Below are 4014 nucleotides of genomic sequence, written 5' to 3' on the forward strand. Positions count from 1 at the left end.
AGGATTGGAACCGCACGCAAAGAGAGTATCCAGAGTCTGAATGTTTTTCTCAGTTATTTGAAGCACAGGTCGCGAGGGCGCCTGACACCATTGCGGCGTCAATGGGACAGAAGACACTGCGGTACGGTGAGCTCAATGTCCGGGCGAATCGGCTGGCGCGCTATCTTCGAACGTTGGGTGCCAAGCCGGGCATGACGGTGGGGATTGGCCTCGAGAGATCCTTGGAGATGGTCATCGCATTGCTGGCCGTGCTTAAAAGCGGCGCGGCCTATGTCCCTCTCGACCCTGAGTTTCCACGAGATCGGCTCCGGTTTATGATGCATGATGCGTCGGTTGCCGCCGTACTGACAACTACGGATCTATCCGATCGGTTTGATGCTCACATCTGCCGCTTGGTACGTCTTGATCGAGAGGAGGCAAGCATCGCGCAGGAAGCCGACCACGACCTCGGCGCGATCGCGGCTCCTCAAGACCTGGCGTACATCCTGTATACATCCGGTTCAACGGGACAGCCTAAGGGCGTGGAGATTCCGCACCGAGCCCTGGTGAACTTCCTGTGTTCGATACGACAAGAGCCGGGAAGTTCGGCTGAAGATATCATGCTGTCCGTTACAACCATTTCCTTCGATATCTTCGGCCTGGAGTTGTATGTGCCGTTACTGACCGGAGCTCGGGTCGAGATCGCCGGTCGCGCAGTTGCAATGGACGGACGGCAACTGCGGGCTCTCTGCGAAGCCGTTCAACCGACGATCATGCAAGGAACGCCTGCCACATGGCGAATGCTGATTGAGGCGGGATGGCGGGGCAGTAACAGACTGACGGTACTCTGCGGAGGGGAACCTCTTCCCCCTGATCTGGCGGCGTCATTGTTGGATCGGAGCGTTGCTCTGTGGAATATGTATGGCCCGACCGAAACCACGATTTGGTCCACGATCGAGAGAATCGAACGGACTGATCGGGAGATAACTATCGGGAGACCGATTGCGAATACAGAAGTATACATTCTGGATCAATTCTTTCAACCGGTTCCCATCGGCGTTTCCGGCGAGCTTTATATCGGAGGCCAGGGACTAGCACGAGGCTATCGCGGCAAGCCCGATTTGACACACGAGCGGTTTATCCCTCATCCATTTTCGCATGATCCACTCGCGAAATTGTATCGAACGGGAGACTTGGCACGGTATCGCTCTGATGGTCGCATCGTACACCTCGGTCGCTTGGATCACCAAGTCAAGATCAGAGGGTTTCGAATCGAATTGGGTGAGATCGAGTCCGCGCTGAGTCGCCATCAATCTGTCCGTCAAGCCGTGACCATGGTAAGGGACGATCGGCAAGGTGTAAAACAGTTGGTGGCCTATGTGGTCTGCCAGGAGGGACCTATCCCAAGCCAGGCGGAGCTGCGAACCTTTCTGCGATCGGTGATCCCGGATTATATGATCCCTTCGCTCTTTGTCTTTCTGAAGACCATGCCTTTGACGGCCAATAACAAGGTCGACCGGCAGGCATTGCCATCTCCGACCTCCGCTCCGACAAGTGATCCAACTCATGTTGCGCCGTGCGATCGAATGGATGTCCAAATGGCGGCCTTGTGGCAACAGGTGTTCGGGATCGACAAAATCGGGATTCACGATAACTTTTTCGACCTCGGCGGCCATTCGCTCAAAGCGGCCCAACTGTTCCACCTCATCGAAAAGGTTTATGGGAGACACCTTCCTCTGGCTACTCTGTTTCAGGCACCGACCATTGCCGCGCTCACAGCCGTTCTTATACAAGAACAATGGCTACCGCCATGGCAATCACTCGTTGCAATTCAGCCCAGCGGCTCATCCATCCCTGTGTTTCTGATTCCGGGAGTCGAAGGCGATGTGTTATGGCTGGCTCAGTTGGGTAGACTTCTGGGTCAGGCCCACCCGGTGTATGGCTTACAAGCGCGTGGATTCGACGGGAAAGCGGAACCATTTGGGTCAGTGCCGGAGATGGCAAAACATTACATTGCTGAAATACGCGCATGCTTCGCGCAAGGGCCATGCGTCATCATCGGCGCATGTACCGGCGGACTGGTCGCCTATGAGATGGCGCAACAACTGATCGCGCTGAAGACGGAGGCCACACCGGTGGTAATCAATAGCTGGCATCCGGCTTCGTATCGCTCCCATCAGAATCCGCTCCCAATCGGGCTTGCATTGCCGCTGACCATTTTCTCGATAGCCATGCGCACCCTTGGCGAACTTCGACGTAGCCCCACAAAAGATTGGTGGTCCGTCATGCGGCGAAAATGCGGCAAAGTCCTGTCACTTTTACAAAGACCGACGGGAGAAGAACTGAGACGGCGTCAGATCAAACGCATCGAACAAGCGATGTTCCATGCGGTCGCTCGCTATACCATTCGTCCATATCCTGGACGCGTGCTCAACATCGTGGCTGCGGAACGAGTCACTGCGCAAGATACGAGATATGCATGGAACGAGCTGGCAGAAGGAGGATGTCAAACTGTAAAGATTGCAGCTCGTCGTACCGTAGAGCTTGTCGCTTCGCCGCATGTCGAGGAAGTGTCCTCCCATATTCGCCACTATATCGACGAAAACTGTTCCTATACACCCGTCCGACCGAACAACAGGGCTGCGTGATCTTGGCACCTCGTATTGCTCGACATTGGAGGCAATGTCGTTCAGGATAGCACCGTGCTGATCTCATTCCGGTCGATCGAGCGCCTAACCGGCACAAACCGGCAGGATCGCATCGCCCTAGAACCGAATGCCATTCATCTCTGGGCGATTGAGCTCGACGGATCATCACACTGTTTGAAGCTGTGCGCGGAGTGGTTGGATGAAGTCGAGCGCCACAGGGCGGCTCGCCTGGTCCGAGAGGAAGACCGTCGATTTTACGTGTTGGCTCACGGAGGCCTCAGGGCAGTGCTGAGCAGGTATCTTGGAGTCAATCCCGATGTGGTCGCGCTGGTTCGCGGTGAAACAGGGAAGCCCTCTCTCATGGGGGAATTGAGAGATCGGTCCGCAATCACGTTCAATCTGTCCCATGCCCATGGTCGTGCGCTCATCGGCGTCTCAAAAGCGCAGGAGATCGGAGTCGATCTTGAATTCGTTCGCGCGGACATCGAGGTTGCGAATCTATCCGAGCGCTTTTTCACTCACTCCGAACATACAGCGATCATGCGGGCGACTGAGGAGCAGCGCGCAACGAGATTCTTCCGCTACTGGGTTGCGAAAGAGGCGTTGCTCAAGGCGCAAGGTATCGGTCTCGGGGGACTGCCCGATTGCGAGATTTTCCTTGATGCGGACCGATTCAATACGGATATTCGAACCCGATTGGGTGCTCAGTTCCCAAATACGTTGCGGGTTCGTTTACTCCCTTGTGAAAAGGGATGGGAAGCAGCGGTGGCCGCCCAGAGGTTACATGCGGTTGAACAATGCGGCCTCGAGCACCTGTAACGGCTCTTCTTGTAGTGTGCTGGCTTTGCTCAATTCCACCGAGCGCAACACAAGATTCTTCAACGACTACACTCTGGCGAGTGCTGTACGCATTGCCGAAGCCAAGAATCGATTTGATTGAGCAGCACGACGACCGCTCGGTTGGCAGCCTGAACACCCCCATAGGGATTCTCGCTCGTAGCGTTCTCCACGACCTCAAAAGTCCGCGAGCTCAGAACAGTCGACTCTTTCAAGTCGACCAGCTGGGCCCGGATCATCACCCGCACATGACTCGGTTGCTGGAAAAACTCCTGCTGTAAGAGGAAGCCGTGAGTATCAAGGCGATAGTCCCCGCGGATCGTGCTCGGCAGCGGGATCACAGCACCCCACACTTCCGTCTGATTGAGCGCCTGGACCATCAACGGAGCGAACATGCGCACCGGCGTATCGGCCCATTGATTCACCGCATAGTACTCCAGTTCGTACGGCCGTTTGACATACACCATGCGCTGCGTCTCGAATCCGGGCTCGGCTTGAGGCTGGCTCACCAACAGCACCGGACCTTCAAGCTTGCCGGAACGGGCGTCGC

3 protein-coding genes are annotated in these 4014 nt (G+C 56.0%); 2 read left to right on the forward strand and 1 reads right to left on the reverse strand.

The genetic code is table 11. From position 1 onward, the window contains the following. Together ACOSYY_RS17045 and ACOSYY_RS17050 are read left to right on the forward strand one after the other, a co-directional pair. Positions 1-2627: non-ribosomal peptide synthetase (locus ACOSYY_RS17045; protein WP_421663998.1), on the forward strand; the 2627-nt coding region annotated here is incomplete at its 5' end. A gap of 54 nt (positions 2628-2681) precedes the next feature. After that, entirely contained in the window at positions 2682-3446 is a 765-nt protein-coding gene (locus ACOSYY_RS17050; RefSeq protein WP_421663999.1) for a 4'-phosphopantetheinyl transferase family protein, read from the forward strand. Positions 3447-3505: 59 nt separating this feature from the next. Here the strand turns inward: ACOSYY_RS17050 and ACOSYY_RS17055 are convergent. Beyond that, positions 3506-4014: ABC-type transport auxiliary lipoprotein family protein (locus ACOSYY_RS17055; RefSeq protein WP_421664000.1), on the reverse strand; the 509-nt coding region annotated here is incomplete at its 5' end.

It is taken from the genome of Nitrospira sp. BLG_2, from assembly GCF_049222245.1.